The organism is Curtobacterium sp. Csp2, assembly GCF_013347165.1.
Genome location: NZ_CP054593.1, coordinates 8,401 through 22,090, shown reverse-complemented (window position 1 = coordinate 22,090; position 13,690 = coordinate 8,401). Strand labels below are relative to the sequence as shown.

Sequence of the window (13,690 nt, the reverse complement as noted above, 5' to 3'; positions counted from 1 at the left end):
GCATCGACCTGGTCGTCGAGCGGGGCGAGTACGTCGCCGTGGTGGGTCCGTCCGGGTCCGGCAAGTCGACGCTGATGAACATCCTCGGCTGCCTCGACGTCCCGACGCACGGCGTGCACCGGCTCGGCGGAACCGACGTCCGGCTCCTCGCCGAGGACGACCTGGCCCGGGTCCGGAACCGTGACCTCGGCTTCGTCTTCCAGTCCTTCAACCTGGTCCAGCGGATGACGGCGCTCGCGAACGTGGCGCTGCCGAGACCGGCGCTGCCGAAGCCCGACCCGCCGAACCCGGTCCCGCTGGCTCCCGTGCCGGTCCCGGTGGTCGCCGCTGCGGTGCCGAGCGAGATCGTCTCGCCGGCGCGCAGCCCGGACCCGCTCACCTGCGTCCCGGCGGTGCCGACGACGCCCGTCGTCACGGGGACCCGCTTCGTCGTGCCCCCGGTGACGACGTCGACGTACGACCCGCTCCCGGACGTGTGGATCGCCGCCGCCGGGACGGACAGCGCGCTCGCCGGGGACGACTGCGTGGTGACCGTGACGTCGGCGGTGTCGCCGTACCGGACGCCGGACGGCAGGGCGGCGAGCGTCACGGTGACCGGGAAGACCACGACACCGGCGGACGAGGTCCCGACCGGGGCGATCGCCGTGACGGTGGCGGTGCTCGTGACGCCGCTCGCCGCCGGGTACGTCACCGATGCCGTCTGCCCGGTCTTCAGCGCGCCGACCTCGGACTCGGGGACGTCCGTGGTGACGACGTCGTGCGACGTGTCCGCGATCGTCACGACCCCGCCGGAGCCGGTCGACGACGCGGTGCCCGACGAGCCGTTCGTCCCGCCGGAACCCGATCCACCGGACCCGGAGCCGCCCGACCCCGATCCGCCGCTCGTCGACGTCGACCCCGTGGCGCTCGGGGACACGGTCTGCGAGCCGGTGCCGGACACGGTCTGCCCGACCGCGCCGGAGACCGCGACGACCGCGCCGGAGACCGGTGCCGTCAGGGTCGCCTCGCCGACCGCGGTCTGGGCGTCCGTGACGGCCGTCTGGTCGGAGGTGACCTTCGCCTGGTCCGCCAGGACCTGCGTCTGCGCCTGGTCGACGCCCGACGCCGACGAGGCGCTCGACGCCGACGCGGCGCCCGACCCCGACGCGGCACCCGAGGTCCCGCTCCTGGTCGTCACCGACTCGGCGGTCGTGCTCGGCGTCGACTCCGCCGCCGTCAGCGCCGTCTGCGCGTCGGACAGGGCGGTCTCGTCGCTCGACAGCGCCGCCTGCGCGTCGGTCAACTGTCCGGACAGGGCAGCCGTGCCGATGGTCGCGATCGTCTGCCCTGCCTGGACGGTCTGCCCGTCCTGCACGTCGAGCGTCGCGATCGTCCCGCGCACGGCGAACCCGACGGCGGTCTCCGACACCGGGGCGACGTTGCCCGTGGTGCTCACCCCGGCCGACACCGATCCCTGCCGGACGGTCCCGGTCAGGAGGGCCCCGGCGTGCGCGGACGCCGGGGGAGCGGTCAGGACCACGACGGCGGCACCGCCCCGAGGACGAGTGCGGCACCGAGCCCGATCGCCACCCACAGCTGTTGCTTCGACTCCATGCCGCGAGCGTCGACGCGTTCCTTCGCGGCCGGCTCGGGAGAACCAGTGGTTCCGCCGACCGTCGCGCCCGCTTCGTGAACGTCCTCCGATCCGGGCCACATCCGGTCGGATCGCGAGGATCATCCGCGCGGCGGAGGTGTCACCCGCCCGGCTGACGTACCGTCGGGCACGTGAACTGGTTGATCCTCATGGGGGCGGTGGCCGCAGCGGTCGTCGTGATGTGGATCGCCGATCGCCTGGGGTGGATCGACCTGTCGAACAAGGCCACTCGCTCGGGCGGATCCGGCGGCGTCATCTCGATGATGGACGAGGTCTTCGCGCCGACACGGCACGAGTCCCAGGCCGAGTACGAACGGCAGTCACGCCTGCCCCGGGAAGCCCCGACGCCGGCCGACGACGACCACGACCTGCTCAGCGGCAGCGTGCTCATCAAGGTGCCCACGGTCGGGCACACCGGTCGGCACGAGGCCCGTCCCGGCACGCTCGACCGCAGCTACTGATCCCGACTAGCGGGTCGTCAGCTCCTGGTAGTCGGGGTGCCGCTCGATCCAGGCCTTGACGTAGCTGCACAGCGGGACGACCCGCCGCGTGCCCTCGCGCACGTCGTCCAACGCGTGCTGGACGAGGATCGACGCGTGACCGCCGCCGCGGTGTGCCGGGTCGACCTCGGTGTGGGTGAAGCGGATCTCGTCGCCGTCCACCTCGTACGCGGCGAACCCGATCACCTCGCCGTCCTCGACCAGGGAGTACTGCTGCGCGTCGGTGTCGTTCCGGACCTCGGGTGATGCCATGCGGGCGACGCTACGCCCCCGCCCTGACGACGTTCCGGCTGCGGTCCCGCGCAGTGCTCCCGCCGATCCCCGAACGCGGGGCTGTGACCGCTCCCGGAACGCACTACTGTCACCTCGTGCACGACCAGACACCGCCCCTGCGCTTCCGGACCCCGCCCGGGTGGCCCACGCCCTCGCCCGAGTGGGTCGAGCTCTTCCAGGGCGCCGAACCCACCGCCGGGTGGAGCCCCGCCGCGGACGTGCCCCCGGCCCCGGCGCGCTGGACGTTCTGGGTGCCGACCCGGGCGCTGCGCCGTCGCGTGCCCCGGTCCGCGCTGGTGCTGCTGTCCGTGGGCGCCGCGGTGACCGTCGCGTCGTTCGTCGTCGCCGTCGTCCTCTGGGCGCTCGGCCTGCCCGCGGTCTTCGCACTCCCGACCCTGGTTGCCGGTGCCGCCCTGTGGGTGGTCGGTGTCGTCCGGTACGGCGACCGCATCAGCGAGGCCGTGGCCGAGGTCCGTGCATGGTCAGCCGCCCGCCGCGCCGGGGAGCTGCCGCCGCGGGTCGCGCAGGCCCACCCCGACGTGGCGCCGGACGAGGCGCTCGCTGCCTGGGACGCGGACGCCTGGACCGTTCCGTCTGCTCGTCCCTTCCACGAGGGCACACCCTCCCGGGCGATCCCGCGGGCGCAGCACGTGCTCGCCGGTGTCACCGCGGGCGTCGCGGCGCTCGTGCTGCTCGGCGGTGCCGTCGTCGCCGCGGTCCCCGCCGTCGACTCCGTCGGGCAGGAGCTGTCCGCCGCGTCCAGCACGGACGGCAGCGGCCCGTCCGCGGACGACCCGTCGGGCGGGGACGATGCCCCGCAGCCCGGCTGGGCGTCCGACGACGGCAGCATCAAGACGTACTGGCTGGCCGCCGACGACGAGTGGGAGGCCACCTGCGACATGACCCCGGGCACCACCACCTGCGACCCGTGGGAGATCACGAGCGACCACAGCTGCACGGCGATCGTCACGGTCGGGTTCTTCGCCTCGGCGGATGACGACCAGCCGAGCCGCATCGAGGAGCGCACGGTCACCCTGACGAAGGGCGTCCCGCTGGTCCTGGTCGAGAACTACGACGAAGAAGCCTCGGACATCGGCGACGTGACCTGTGCGACCGGCGACGAGACCGACGGCGACCGCGTGACGGCGACCCAGCACGAGGACACGACGGTGGCCGACGCCGACGTGCCCGCCGGGTGCGACGAGGAGGACTGCGTGGCGTTCGCCGTCACGCCCTCCGCGGACTGCGCCGCCGCAGCCGTGCAGTTCACCGTCGACGCCGCGGTCGGGTCCCTGACGAAGCCGCACGACGTCGCCGTCGTCACCCCGCTGCACGCCGGGAAGGTCACCGACGTGTTCGTCGGGGGGACGGAGCACGCAGCCGACGTGCACGCCGGCGCGGTGACGTGCCGGACGGCCTCCGACCAGCCGGGGTACGCCGCGAACTCCTGACCGGCGCGGGCACCGACGCTCGGCGCCGCCGCCGAGCGCCGACCCACGGCATCGGCGCCCGCCTCGGGTCGGGGAGGATGGTCCGGTGCGCACCATCGACGACCGCAGCCCCGACCTGGTCGTGCTCGGCGAGAACCTCGACGTCACGCCGACCCTGCCCGACGGGGCGTTCACGGTCGTCTACCTCGACCCGCCGTTCAACACCGGCCGGAAGCAGCGTCGGCACGCCGTGACCGCCGTGCAGCGGGACACCGGATCACCGTCCACGATCACGGGCTTCCGGGGTCGCACGTACGAGCGGGTCCGCGGCGACCTGATGCGCTTCGACGACCGGTTCGAGGACTACTGGTCGTTCCTCGAGCCGCGGCTGCTCGAGGCCTGGCGCCTGCTCGCGGACGACGGCACCCTCTACCTGCACCTCGACTACCGCGAGGCCCACTACGCCAAGGTCCTGCTCGACGCGCTGTTCGGCCGCGAGGCGTTCCTCAACGAGATCATCTGGGCGTACGACTTCGGCGCGAAGTCCCGGTCGCGCTGGCCGACCAAGCACGACACGATCCTGGTCTACGTGAAGGACCCCGAGCGGTACTGGTTCGACTCCGAGGCCGTCGACCGCGAGCCGTACATGGCGCCGGGACTCGTCACCCCCGAGAAGCGCGAGCGCGGGAAGCTCCCGACGGACGTCTGGTGGCACACGATCGTGTCGCCGACCGGGAGCGAGAAGACCGGCTACCCGACGCAGAAGCCCGAGGGGGTGCTCCGCCGGATGGTGCAGGCGTCCTCACGAGAGGGTGACTGGGTCCTCGACTCCTTCGCCGGCAGCGGCACGCTCGGCGCCGTCGCCCACGCGCTCGGTCGGCGCTTCGTCCTGGTCGACCACAACCCGGTCGCGGTCGACGTCATGCGCCGGCGACTGCCCGGTGCGTCGGTGGAGCAGCAGGGCACCGAGGGCTGACGACCGAGGGGCGGGTCCGACGCCGTCGCGTCGCACCCGCCCCTCGTGCCGTCCCCTGGACCGCTACGCCGAGTGGCGTCCGTGGGTCGGGTGCGGTCCCGTCTGCGGTTCCGCCGGGGCGGTCGGACGGGAGGCGCGGCTCGCGTCCGCCTCGTCGGTCCCGGCCGCCGCGTGGGCCGGGTGGGTGCGGATGGTCCCCGTGGTGGCGGCCGGCTCGTCGACCGGGGCCGCCGCGGCGTGCGCACCGTGCGTCGTCGCGTCCGGCAGCGGTGCACGCGTGTCGGTCGCCCGGTCCGCGACCGCGGTGGCCGTCCCGCCGGTCGCGCCCGCTCCGACGGCCGAGGTGGCGCTCCGGGGCTGCGGGGCCGCCGCGACGTCCGGCGACACGGGCACGGTCCGCATCGAACCGGTGTCCGGGGACACGAGCGAGCCCGTGTTCGCGGCCGCGCGCTGGGCGTCGGCGGACAGCTGGTCGGTGCCGTTCCCGCCGGCGGCGCCCTTGGCGGCGTTCGCCTGCTCCTGCAGGGCGGACACCTTGCGGAGCGGCGGGACGCGGAAGAACCAGGTCAGGACGAACGCGAGCAGGATGACCGCGAGGCCGACCCAGTAGACGACGACGGCCGAGCTGCTGAACCCGACGAGGAACGGACGGGTGAGCCGCGGGTCGGCGCCGTTCAGGAACGAGGTGTCGCTCGTGGCCGATCCGGCTCCCGAGCTCGCCGCCGTGTCGCCCTTCTTCAGCTGGTCGACGAGCTTCGGGGCGACCTCGTCCACCACGGCGCTGCGCTGGTCGGCGTTGCTGTAGTCGACCTGGACCGTGCCGTCGACGACCTCGGCGTTCGCCTTGGACGCGACCGTCTCGAGCGCCTGCTGCTCGGCCTGCGGCTTCGCGGCCGCGACCTGCTGGGCGATGACGCTGTCGGCGGCCGATGCGGGCACGGCGCCGGCGGCGACCTGCTGCTGGACGGCCGCGGTGACCTTCTGCGTGACCGCCTGGTCCGCTGCCTGCTTGGCCGCGGCGGCCCCCTTGTCGAGCCCGCTCTGGACGTTCTGCTGGACCGGGCGGACGATCTTCGACCAGATCTGGTCCATCACGCCCTTGTTCTCGGAGGCGTTCGCCACGGACGGCGTGAGGGCGGCGGTCAGGGCCGGCTTGAGCGTCGACTCGTTCTGCATCGCGCCGGTGATGTTCGTCGGCATCAGCGTGAACAGGACGGACAGGAGCACCGCGGTGCCCATGGTGCCGCCGATCTGCCGGAAGAACGTCGCCGCGCTCGTCGCGACACCGATGTCCCGGGGGCTCACCGAGTTCTGAGCCGCCAGGGTCAGCGTCTGCATGAGCTGCCCGAGGCCCAGCCCGATGCCGAACATGCCGAGCATGAGGAACCAGAGCGGACGGTCTGCGGTCAGGAAGGTCAGGACCGTGAAGCCGATCGCGGTGAACGCCGTGCCGGTGACCGGGAACACCTGGTACTTGCCGGTGCGCGAGATGATCTGGCCGGAGGCGATCGACGCGATCATCAGGCCGAGGACCATCGGGAGCATGGCGAAGCCGGACTCCGTCGGGGTCACGCCCTTCACGATCTGCAGGTACAGCGGGATGGTCAGCATCGCGCCGAACATGCCGAAGCCGACCAGCACGCTCAGCACCGCCGCCATCGAGAACACCCGCGAGCCGAAGAGCTTGAGGGGCAGGATCGCGTCGTCGCCCATCGAGCGCTCGACGATCACGAAAGCGATGAGCCCGAGCGCGCCGATGGCGTAGCAGGCGATGGCGCCGGGGGAGCCCCAGCCCCACTCGCGGCCCTGCTCGGCGATGAGCAGCAGCGGGACGAGGGTGACGATGACGAGCATCGCGCCCCACCAGTCGATGCGGGGCTTGCCGCGGTCGCCGAACTTCGGCAGGTGCAGGAACGTCAGCACCATGACGAGCGCGACGATCCCCACGGGCACGTTGATCAGGAAGACCCAGCGCCAGCCGTTGATGAACAGGATCTGCGAGGCCCCGGCGAACAGACCGCCCACGAGCGGGCCGATGACGGACGAGATCCCGAACACCGCCAGGAAGTAGCCCTGGTACTTCGCACGCTCGCGCGGGGCGAGCATGTCGCCCATGATCGCGAGGGGCAGCGACATCAGGCCACCGGCACCCAGGCCCTGCAGTGCGCGGAACCCGGCGAGCATGAGCATCGAGGTCGAGAACGACGCGGCGAGCGAGCCGATGATGAAGATGCCGATCGCGGTGAGGAACAGCGGTCGGCGGCCGAAGATGTCGGAGAGCTTGCCGTAGATCGGGGTCGTCACGGTCGAGGCGATGAGGTACCCCGTCGTGACCCACGCCTGCTGGTCGAGCCCGTGCAGGTCGTCGCCGATCGTGCGGATGGCCGTGCCGACGATGGTCTGGTCGAGGGCACCGAGGAACATGCCGGCCATCAGTCCGTAGATGACGAGCAGGATCTGCCGGTGGTTCATCACGGCGTTCGAGGACGTCGTGGGAGCCGCAGGTGCGGTCGCTGTCTGGGTCATGTGCTTCGGGTCTCCCGTGCTGGTGCGTGCGCGACCGTCCCGGTGATCGAAGGTTGCGCTCGCTGCAAAAATACAACCGACGCAACCCAGTTGTTCCCACCGACGGCGTTCCTGTGGACATCGGCAGGGTGGTTGCGGGATGTGGAGGAGGCGCCGTCGGACGGATCCGACGACGCCTCCCGGGGGACCAGCGGGCTGGGACTACGCCCCGAGCGCAGCGTCCACGATCTCCTTGGCCTCGCGCTGCACCTGCTCCAGGTGCTCCTGCCCGACGAAGCTCTCGGCGTAGATCTTGTAGACGTCCTCGGTGCCTGACGGGCGCGCGGCGAACCACGCCCGGTCGGTGACCACCTTCACGCCGCCGACCGCCGCGTCGTTGCCCGGGGCCTTCGACAGCTTCGCGGTGATCGGGTCGCCCGCCAGGGTGTCGGCCGTGATGGCGTCCCCGTCGAGCTTCGACAGGCGGGCCTTCTGCTCCTTGCTGGCTGCGGCGTCGACGCGCTGGTACACGGGCGCCCCGAACCGCTCGGTCAGCTCCGTGTAGAGCTGCGAGGGCGTCTTGCCCGTCACGGCGATGATCTCCGAGGCGAGCAGCGCCAGGATGATGCCGTCCTTGTCGGTCGTCCACGCGGTGCCGTCCTTGCGAAGGAACGACGCCCCGGCAGATTCTTCGCCACCGAACGCCACCGAGCCGTCGATCAGACCCGGGACGAACCACTTGAAGCCGACCGGGACTTCCCACAGGCGCCGACCGAGCGACTCCGCGACCCGGTCGATGATGCTCGACGACACCAGGGTCTTGCCGATCGCCGCGTCCTCACGCCACTCGGGCCGGTGCGCGTACAGGTACTCGATCGCGACGGCGAGGTAGTGGTTCGGGTTCATCAGGCCGCCGTCGGGCGTGACGATGCCGTGGCGGTCGGAGTCGGCGTCGTTGCCGGTCAGGACGTCGAACTCGTCCTTGCGGGCCACCACGGACGCCATGGCGCTCGCGCTCGACGGGTCCATCCGGATCTTGCCGTCCCAGTCGAGCGTCATGAACGCCCACCGGGGGTCGACCTCGGGGTTCACGACGGTCAGGTCGAGCCCGTAGTGGTCGCGGATGCGCTCCCAGTACGGCAGCGAGGCGCCGCCGAGCGGGTCCGCGCCGATCCGCACCCCGGCGCGCTTGATCGCGTCGATGTCGATGATGTGCTCGAGGTCGGCGACGTACGAGCCGAGGTAGTCGTAGCCCTCCGCCGTGGTCGCGTCCTGCCGGCGCACCTCGGCGTTGCCGCCGGCGATGATCGCGTTCGCCCGGTCGGCGATCCACGACGTCGCGTCGCTGTCTGCCGGGCCACCGTGCGGCGGGTTGTACTTGAAGCCGCCGTCGCGGGGCGGGTTGTGGCTCGGCGTGATGACGATGCCGTCCGCGGTGTCGGTGTTGCCCGCCCGGTTGTACGCGATGATCGCGTGGCTGAGCGCGGGCGTCGGGACGAAGCCGTCCTGGGCGTCGGCGAGGACCCGGACGCCGTTCGCGGCGAGCACCTGCAGCGCGGTCTGCTCGGCGGGGGCGGACAGGGCGTGCGTGTCCCGGCCGATGAAGAGCGGCCCGTCGGTGCCCTGCTGCGTGCGGTACTCGACGATCGCCTGCGTGATCGCGGCGATGTGGGTGTCGTTGAACGCGGTGTCGAGCGAGGAGCCGCGGTGACCGGAGGTGCCGAAGACCACCTTCTGCTCGGGGATCGACACGTCCGGGACGCGCTCGTGGTAGGCCGCCAGGAGGGCGTCGAGGTCGACGAGGTCGTCTGCGGTCGCGGGGGTGCCGGCGCGGTCGTTCATGTCCCCATCCTGGCACCGGCCCCCTGCTCGTGTCGCCGGTCAGGCGGTGCGGAAGGACCCCGTGGTCGTGCGCAGCGAGCCGGTGACGGTCCGGTTCGAGCTCGTCGCGGTGCCCGGGCGTCGGGACTGCACGTCCACGAAGCGGCCGAGCGTGCGGCCGGCTCCGGTGCCGGTGTAGCTGCCGATCGGACGCCAGGCGGCCTCGACCGCGTAGGCGCCGAGCTCGTCGCGGGTCTCGAGACCGGAGACGTACGCGCCGCCGAGGGGGTTCTGTCGGTTCTGCACGGGTGCTCCTCGTCGTCGTGCCGAGGCTCGTGCACCGCCGGGTCCGACGGTCACGACGCCGTCGGCTGGTACCCCGACCCTACGCCCGTGTGTTGCACGATGCAAGACAACACGATGCAAGACAACACGACGCGGGACGATGGGTCAGGCGACGAGCTCGCAGAACGTCCGGCCCTCGGCGGTCCAGCTCTGCCGCGGCCGCAGCCCGGCGGCCTCCGCGTGCTCGAGGAGCGCCTCGATGCCGACCTCGGCCCACGGGAAGGCCGCGCTGCGGTTCCCCTCCGTGTCCACCACATGCGCCGTGAAGGCCCGGTCGGCGGTCGGGTCCGGGTGCGCCTCGACGACGACCCGGCCGCCGTCGCGCACGATCGCGGCGCAGCGGGCGAGCAGTGCGACGGGGTCCCCGCCGATGCCGATGTTCCCGTCGATGACGAGCGCGGTGTCCCAGCGGCCCTCGCTCGGGATCGGGTCGAAGACCGAGCCCTGCACCGCGGTGCCGCCGGAGCGTCGGGCGATCGCGACGGCCTCGGCCGAGACGTCGACGCCGAGCGCCGGGATGCCCAGGGTCCGTGCGGCGACGAGCATCCGCCCGGGGCCGCAGCCGATGTCGATCACGGGGCCGTCCGCGCCGTCGAGCAGCGACCGGTCCACCCGGTCGGCGGCGGCGTTCCAGCGGCCGACGTCCATCGTGACGGTGACGTCCGGGCGCTCGGGGTCCGTGAGCCGGATGCTGCCGTCGGTGCGCAGGGCCCGGGCGTACGGCTCGCCGCCGCCGGCCCCGAAGGTCACGGTGTCGTGCATCGTCATCGGGTACCTCCGCACTCGGCGAGTTCGGTCAGGGTTTCGTCGCGCAGGGCCGCGGCGAACCGGGAGCCGGGCACGAGCGCGGCGACGCGGTCGGCGTCCGGCACGGTGTCCACGTCGAGCAGGGTCTCGAGCAGGCCCACGTCGAGCCCCGCGTCGGCAAGTCGCGACCGCTGCACGGCGCCGGTGTCGTCCTGCGACATCGGCACACCGCGGAGCAGGGCCCCGTCCGGCTCGCGCAGGTACAGCGACCAGAAGCCGCCGTCCTCGGCCGGACCGAACCACGCGTCCCGGTCGGGGTCGTCGAACACGGGGGACAGGTCCGCCGCCGAGGCCTGCGGGGTGTCCATCCCGACCAGGAGCGTCGGCCCGGTCATCGCGTCGAACATCGCCCCGAGGCGCTCGTCCAGGCCGCCGACCTGCGGCAGGACCTCGAAGTCGTCGGTGCCGTCCGGCAGCACGACGCCGTCGTAGAGCAGCACCCGACGCGAGGCGGGCAGCGCACGCACCGTCGCGATCGTGTCGGCGAGCGAGGCCGCGGCGACACGCGCAGCGCCCTCGGGCGTGAGGGCCGGCGTCAGCCGGGTCTTCACCTTGCCGGGCAGACACTCCTTGGCCACGACCACCACGGTGACGTCGGTCATGAGCGGGCTCCCTCGGTGGCGGTGGCGGTGGCGGTGTCGGTGCCGGTGGCGCTGTCGACGGCGTCGGTCATGGTCGCTCCCTTGCGATGGATCGGTGTGGTGTGGGAACCATAGCAGAAATTGTGTTCTGGACATCTGTTCCGACGGGTGTACAGTCGTCGCCGAACCATCGGAACGGGCGCCCCGCCCGGCTGACCAACGGAGGACCAGCACATGTCGACGACGACGACGACCGAGACCCCGGCGCAGGGTGAGGCGCACCTCGAGATCCCGACCACGATGCGCGCCGTCGTGGTGCACGGGCCCGGTGACTACCGACTCGAGGAACGTCCGGTGCCGCAGCCCGGCCCGGGCGAACTGCTGCTCCGCACCGACGCCGTCGGCATCTGCGCGAGCGACCTGAAGTGCTACCACGGCGCCGCGAAGTTCTGGGGCGACGAGAACCGGCCGGCGTGGGCGGAGGCCGACCGGATCCCCGGCCACGAGTTCGTCGGGACGATCGTCGCCGGTGACGACGCCGCACTCGCGAAGCGCGGTGTGACGCTCGGCGACCGGATCGCGTGCGAGCAGATCGTCCCGTGCTGGGAGTGCCGGTACTGCCTCGAGGGTGCCTACTGGATGTGCGCCGTCCACGACATGTTCGGGTTCAAGGGCTTCGACGGTGCGATGGCCGAGTACGTGCTCGTCCCGGCGAAGGCCCTGACCCATCCGGTCGACCGCGCGCTGCCGGGCCAGGTCGCCGCCTTCGCCGAGCCGCTCTCCTGCGCCTTCCACGCCGTCGAGCGCGGCGAGATCAGGTTCGGCGACACCGTGGTGATCGCCGGCGCCGGCCCGATCGGCCTGTCCGCCATCGCCGGTGCCCGCCAGAAGAACCCGCTGCGGATCATCGCGCTCGACGTCGTCGACGACAAGCTCGCGCTCGCCCGCAAGGTCGGTGCCGACCTGACGATCAACATCGCGCAGGAGGACGCCGTCGCCCGGGTCAAGGAACTCACCGACGGCTACGGCGCCGACGTCTACATCGAGGCGACCGGTCACCCCTCCGCGGTGCCCCAGGGCCTGAACCTGCTCCGCAAGCTCGGCACGTTCGTCGAGTACTCGGTCTTCAAGGACGCCGTCTCGGTCGACTGGTCGATCATCTCCGACGACAAGGAGCTCGACGTCCGGGGCGCCCACCTCGGCCCGCACACCTGGCCGGCGGCGATCAAGCTGCTCGAGTCGGGCACGCTGCCGATGGACGAGATCTGCACGCACCAGTTCCCGCTCGAGGACTTCCAGCAGGCCCTCGACCTGGTGGGCGACTCCGCCGGCGCGTCGGTGAAGGTGTCGATCATCCCGTCGCTCTCGGCGCCCACCACGTCCGCCCCGACCGTGTCCGCCGCGCGGGCCTGAGCGCCGAGGAGTCCCGCGATGTCGACGACGACCGCGCGCACCACCACCGCGCCCACGACCGCCGCCGCCCGCCCCGAGGGTCGACTCGACCGGATGGGCATCCCCCGTCCGCTCGCCCTCGGCTTCGTCGCCGTGCTCGTCTTCATGACGGGCAACGGCGTCGAGTCGAACTTCATCACGCCGCACATGGTCGCGGTCCTCGGTAGCCCCGAGGCCACCGTCGCCACGATCGTGACGTTCTACAGCCTCGCCGCCCTCATCGGCAGCTACGTCTCCGGCGCCCTCTCCGACCTGATCGGGCCGCGCCGGGTGATGATCCTCGGGTTCGCCGTCTGGGTGGTCTTCGAGGCGCTGTTCCTGCTGGCGCTGAACGTCGAGAGCGTGCCCTTCGCCGCCGTCGCCTACGCCCTGCGCGGCTTCGGCTACCCGCTCTTCGCGTTCGCCTTCCTGGTCTGGGTGAACATCACCACGCCGGTCGAGCGCAACGGCGCAGCGGTGGGGTGGTTCTACGTCGCCTTCACCGGTGGCCTGCCGACGCTCGGCTCCCTGTTCGCCATCGGGGCCATCCAGGTGTTCGGTGGCGGGACGATCGGTGAGACGGGCGCGATGATCGCCTCGATCGGCCTCGTGGTCGCCGGGTTCCTCATCATGCTGTTCGGCGTCCGCCTGCCGAACGGCTTCTCGCGGATCGCGCCGGCCGCGGAGAGCGCCTGGCGGGTCCTGACGAGCGGCATCCGCCTCACCGCGACGCGACCGAAGATCCTGATGGGCTTCCTCGTCCGCCTCATCAACACCGCACCCGAGTTCGGCATGTTCGTCGTGCTGCCCGCCGTGATCGCGAACGACCGCGGCTGGGGCCAGAGCCGCTGGCTGCTCATGACCGTCTGCGTCTACGCGACGAACATCCTGGTGAACGCCCTGTTCGGCTGGGTCGGCGACCGCATCGGCTGGCAGCGCACCGTCAAGTGGTTCGGCATCGTCGGCTCCGCGACCGGGCTCGTGGCCTGGTGGTACGTGCCGCAGCTGGTGCCCGCCGGGTCGGACTGGGGCTACGTGCTCTCGGTCGTGGCCGGCTGCGTGTTCGGGTGCCTGCTCGCGGGCTTCGTCCCGATGGGCGCGATCATGCCGGCGCTCGCTCCGGAGCACAAGGGTGCCGCGATGGCGATGTACACCACGGCCGCCGGCGGCGCGGCGTTCCTCGGCACCGGCGTCGTCGCAGCGGTCTTCGCGCTGGGCGGCGGCGGCCAGGCGGTCACCTGGACGTTCGTCGGCCTCTACGCCTGCGCGTTCGTGATGATCCACTTCCTCGACGTGCCGCAGGGGCGCCCGCACCGCGGCACCCACTGAGGCACGTCGACCCGACCCCGGGCGGCGGTGGGACGGCCACCTGTCTCTTATACACATCT

The 13,690-nt window shown here is 72.2% G+C and carries 11 protein-coding genes and 2 pseudogenes; 6 read left to right on the top strand and 7 right to left on the bottom strand.

Annotated features, from left to right (window positions below; all coding sequences use genetic code 11):
• Positions 1–38: 38 nt before the first annotated feature.
• Positions 39–182: pseudogene (locus tag HUN59_RS19560) on the top strand (ATP-binding cassette domain-containing protein); the annotation flags it as partial.
• Positions 183–634: 452 nt separating this feature from the next.
• Here the strand turns inward: HUN59_RS19560 and HUN59_RS19555 are convergent.
• Positions 635–1,717, bottom strand: a pseudogene (locus tag HUN59_RS19555) (efflux RND transporter periplasmic adaptor subunit); the annotation flags it as partial.
• A 47-nt stretch (positions 1,718–1,764) separates the two neighbouring features.
• Here HUN59_RS19555 and HUN59_RS00105 point away from each other — a divergent pair.
• Entirely contained in the window at positions 1,765–2,094 is a 330-nt protein-coding gene (locus HUN59_RS00105) for a hypothetical protein (protein ID WP_174777146.1), read from the top strand.
• Between the two features lie 6 nt (positions 2,095–2,100).
• Here HUN59_RS00105 and HUN59_RS00100 read toward each other — a convergent pair whose 3' ends face one another.
• Positions 2,101–2,385 (bottom strand): GNAT family N-acetyltransferase, encoded by a 285-nt coding sequence (locus tag HUN59_RS00100; protein ID WP_144802804.1) that lies wholly within the window; start codon positions 2,383–2,385, stop codon positions 2,101–2,103.
• Positions 2,386–2,501: 116 nt separating this feature from the next.
• Here HUN59_RS00100 and HUN59_RS00095 point away from each other — a divergent pair, with 116 nt between their 5' ends.
• Positions 2,502–3,857: a hypothetical protein gene (locus HUN59_RS00095; protein ID WP_174777145.1), complete on the top strand. Its 1,356-nt coding sequence runs from the start codon at positions 2,502–2,504 to the stop codon at positions 3,855–3,857.
• A gap of 85 nt (positions 3,858–3,942) precedes the next feature.
• Complete coding sequence (locus HUN59_RS00090; protein WP_174777144.1) at positions 3,943–4,812, top strand: DNA-methyltransferase; 870 nt, start codon at positions 3,943–3,945, stop codon at positions 4,810–4,812.
• Between the two features lie 63 nt (positions 4,813–4,875).
• Here the strand turns inward: HUN59_RS00090 and HUN59_RS00085 are convergent, their stop codons facing one another.
• The 5 genes from HUN59_RS00085 to HUN59_RS00065 form a co-directional block, all read right to left on the bottom strand.
• Complete coding sequence (locus HUN59_RS00085; protein WP_174777143.1) at positions 4,876–7,338, bottom strand: MDR family MFS transporter; 2,463 nt, start codon at positions 7,336–7,338, stop codon at positions 4,876–4,878.
• 201 nt (positions 7,339–7,539) lie between these two features.
• The gene (gene pgm / locus HUN59_RS00080; RefSeq protein WP_174777142.1) at positions 7,540–9,159 is read right to left on the bottom strand and encodes a phosphoglucomutase (alpha-D-glucose-1,6-bisphosphate-dependent); all 1,620 of its coding nucleotides are present in this window, start codon (positions 9,157–9,159) and stop codon (positions 7,540–7,542) included.
• 39 nt (positions 9,160–9,198) lie between these two features.
• On the bottom strand, positions 9,199–9,444 hold the full coding sequence (locus HUN59_RS00075) for a hypothetical protein (protein ID WP_174777141.1): 246 nt from the start codon (positions 9,442–9,444) through the stop codon (positions 9,199–9,201).
• A 144-nt stretch (positions 9,445–9,588) separates the two neighbouring features.
• Entirely contained in the window at positions 9,589–10,245 is a 657-nt protein-coding gene (locus HUN59_RS00070; RefSeq protein ID WP_254629949.1) for a class I SAM-dependent methyltransferase, read from the bottom strand.
• Between the two features lie 2 nt (positions 10,246–10,247).
• On the bottom strand, positions 10,248–10,892 hold the full coding sequence (locus HUN59_RS00065) for a TIGR04282 family arsenosugar biosynthesis glycosyltransferase (RefSeq protein WP_174777139.1): 645 nt from the start codon (positions 10,890–10,892) through the stop codon (positions 10,248–10,250).
• Between the two features lie 213 nt (positions 10,893–11,105).
• On the opposite strand from HUN59_RS00065, the gene HUN59_RS00060 reads away from it, so the two are divergent.
• Together HUN59_RS00060 and HUN59_RS00055 are read left to right on the top strand one after the other, a co-directional pair.
• The gene (locus HUN59_RS00060; RefSeq protein ID WP_174777138.1) at positions 11,106–12,284 is read left to right on the top strand and encodes a zinc-binding dehydrogenase; all 1,179 of its coding nucleotides are present in this window, start codon (positions 11,106–11,108) and stop codon (positions 12,282–12,284) included.
• A gap of 18 nt (positions 12,285–12,302) precedes the next feature.
• Positions 12,303–13,631, top strand: coding sequence for an MFS transporter (locus HUN59_RS00055; protein ID WP_217483592.1), 1,329 nt, complete (start codon positions 12,303–12,305; stop codon positions 13,629–13,631).
• Positions 13,632–13,690 lie beyond the last annotated feature (59 nt).